At 70.7% G+C, this 2,745-nt stretch carries 2 protein-coding genes; one reads left to right on the top strand and one right to left on the bottom strand.

Annotation, left to right across the window (positions count from 1 at the left end):
* The first annotated feature begins 22 nt into the window (after positions 1–22).
* Complete coding sequence (locus AOK00_RS33065) at positions 23–1,378, top strand: M14 family metallopeptidase (RefSeq protein ID WP_055603845.1); 1,356 nt, start codon at positions 23–25, stop codon at positions 1,376–1,378.
* An 85-nt stretch (positions 1,379–1,463) separates the two neighbouring features.
* Here the strand turns inward: AOK00_RS33065 and AOK00_RS33060 are convergent.
* Positions 1,464–2,745, bottom strand: a 1,282-nt coding sequence (locus AOK00_RS33060; protein WP_055603844.1) for a GntP family permease, incomplete at its 5' end; no start/stop codon positions are given.

Here is a 2,745-nt window from a genome sequence, read left to right as displayed (position 1 = left end):
CCCTCCCCACCCAGGAGACAGCATGCGACGTTCCATCCGCGGCAGAAGGTCCGCCACCCTCGCGGCCCTCTTGGCGCTCGCCCTCGCGGCGCCCGTGTCCGCTCTCACGACACCCGCCGGGGCCGACCCGTCGTCGGCCGCCGCCCGGATCGCCGTCGGCGCCGACGAGGTGATCCGGCAGTACGAGGTCGCCGGACCCTCCACTCCGGCCGCCCGGAGCGCGCTGACCGCCACCGGCGTCTCGATCGACGAGGTCGACGCCCGGTCGGTCGTGGTCAGCGCCAACACCGAACAGCTGAGGAACCTCAAGGCACTCGGCTACAAGCCGGTCGCCCTGCCCGGCCCGCCGGACCGGACCGCCGAGGGCGGCAAGGCGGCCGGCCCGCTCGACTTCCCCTCCGCCGACGCGAGGTACCACAACTACGCGGAGATGAACGCGGAGATCGACCAGCGGCTCGCCGCCCACCCCTCGATCATGCGCAAGCAGGTGATCGGGAAGTCGTACCAGGGCCGGGACATCGTCGCCATCAAGATCAGCGACAACGTGGCCACCGACGAGGCCGAGCCCGAGGTCCTCTTCACCCACCACCAGCACGCCCGCGAGCACCTCACCGTCGAGATGGCGCTGTACCTCCTCCGCGAGCTCGGCGCGGGGTACGGCAGCGACTCCAGGATCACCAACGCCGTGAACGGCCGCGAGATCTGGATCGTCCCGGACCTCAACCCGGACGGCGGCGAGTACGACATCGCGACCGGTTCCTACCGCAGCTGGCGCAAGAACCGTCAGCCCAACTCCGGCTCCTCGTACATCGGTACGGACATGAACCGGAACTGGAACTACAAGTGGGGCTGCTGCGGCGGCTCCTCGGGCTCCAAGAGCTCCGAGACGTACCGCGGCACGGCCCCCGAGTCCGCCCCCGAGGTCAAGGTCGTCGCCGACTTCGTCCGCTCCAGGGTGGTCGGCGGCAAGCAGCAGATCACCGCGGCCATCGACTTCCACACGTACAGCGAGCTCGTGCTCTGGCCCTTCGGCTGGACGACGGCCAACACCGCGCCGGGCATGACGCTCGACGACCGGAACGCCTTCGCGGCCGTCGGCGGCAAGATGGCGGCCAGCAACGGCTACACGCCCGAGCAGTCCAGCGACCTCTACATCACGGACGGGTCGATCGACGACTACCTGTGGGGCACGCACAGGATCTTCGGATACACCTTCGAGATGTACCCGGCCTCGTCCTCCGGCGGCGGCTTCTACCCGCCCGACGAGGTCATCGAGCGCGAGACGAGCCGCAACCGCGACGCCGTCCTCCAGCTCCTGGAGAACGCCGACTGCATGTACCGCTCGATCGGCAAGGAGGCGCAGTACTGCGCGGCCTGACGGCCCGTACGTGACGGGGCGCCCCGGCGGGTTCACCGCCGGGGCGCCTCACGCGTCAGGGGCCGGTCACCGGGCGCCCGCGCGCTCAGACGAACAGACTCAGCACGGCCGCCGCCGCGAAACCGGCCAGGGAGAGCACCGACTCCAGCACCGTCCAGGACTTGAGGGTGTCCCGTTCGGTGATGCCGAAGTACTTGGAGACGATCCAGAAGCCGCCGTCGTTGACGTGCGAGGCGAAGATCGAGCCGGCCGAGATCGCCATGATGACGAGGGCCAGGAAGGCCTGCGAGTGACCGCCGCCCTCGACCAGGGGCAGCACGATCCCGGCCGTGGTGACGATGGCGACCGTCGCCGAGCCCTGGGCGACGCGCAGCACCAGGGAGATGAGGTAGGCGAGCACGATGACGGGGAGACCGACGTCGTGGAAGGTGTCGGAGAGCGCCTGGGCGACGCCGCTGACCTTGAGGACCGCGCCGAAGACCCCGCCCGCGCCGACGACGAGCAGGATGTTGCCGACCGGCTTGAGGGAGGAGGTGGACACCTGCTCCAGGGACTTCCGGGACCAGCCGCGCCGGATGCCGAGCAGCCAGTACGCGAGGAGGAGCGCGATCGTCAGCGCGACGAAGGGGCTGCCGAAGAACTCGATGACGGAGCGGAGGGTGGACTCGTCCAGGGCGATGGAGGAGAAGGTCGCGGCGAGGATGAGGAGCAGCGGCGTGCCGATGATGAGGAGCACGGTGGAGAGCGCCACGGGCGCCTCGGTGCCGCCGGACCGCTCGGCGGCGACCTTGGCCCTGGCCTCCTCGGCGGCCTCGACCATGTCCTGCGGGACCGCGACGAAGAGCCGGCGGCCGATCCAGCCGGCGTACGCCCAGGCCGCGAGCACGGCGGGCAGGCCGACGAGGGCGCCCATCAGGATGACCCAGCCGAGCGAGACGTGCAGGAGGCCGGCGGCGGCGACCGGGCCGGGGTGCGGCGGCAGGAAGGCGTGGGTCATGGAGAGACCCGCGAGCAGCGGCATGGCGTAGAGCAGGATCGACTTGCCGGAGCGCTTGGCGGCGGCGTAGACGATCGGCGCGAGGACGAAGATGCCGACGTCGAAGAAGACCGGGATGCCGAAGACGAGTCCGGTGAGGCCCATGGCGAGGGGGGCGCGCTTCTCGCCGAAGAGGCCGAGGAGGCGGCTGCTCAGCACCTCGGCGCCGCCCGAGACCTCCAGGATCGCGCCGAGCATGGTGCCGAGGCCGATGATGATCGCGACGTGGCCGAGGATGCCGCCCATGCCGGTCTCGACGACGGAGGTGGCGGCGGACTTCTGGACGGTGCCGAAGAGTTCGGTGACGGAGAGGCCGGCGGCGAGGCCGACG

It is taken from the genome of Streptomyces aureus, from assembly GCF_001418135.1.
GTDB lineage: Bacteria > Actinomycetota > Actinomycetes > Streptomycetales > Streptomycetaceae > Streptomyces > Streptomyces aureus_A.
This window is presented reverse-complemented; position numbering and strand designations above follow the sequence as displayed.

Bases quoted from the DNA above. Each gene is read 5' to 3' on its own strand.
- AOK00_RS33065 (WP_055603845.1), top strand. From the start codon at position 23: ATGCGACGTTCCATCCGCGGCAGAAGGTCCGCCACCCTCGCGGCCCTC.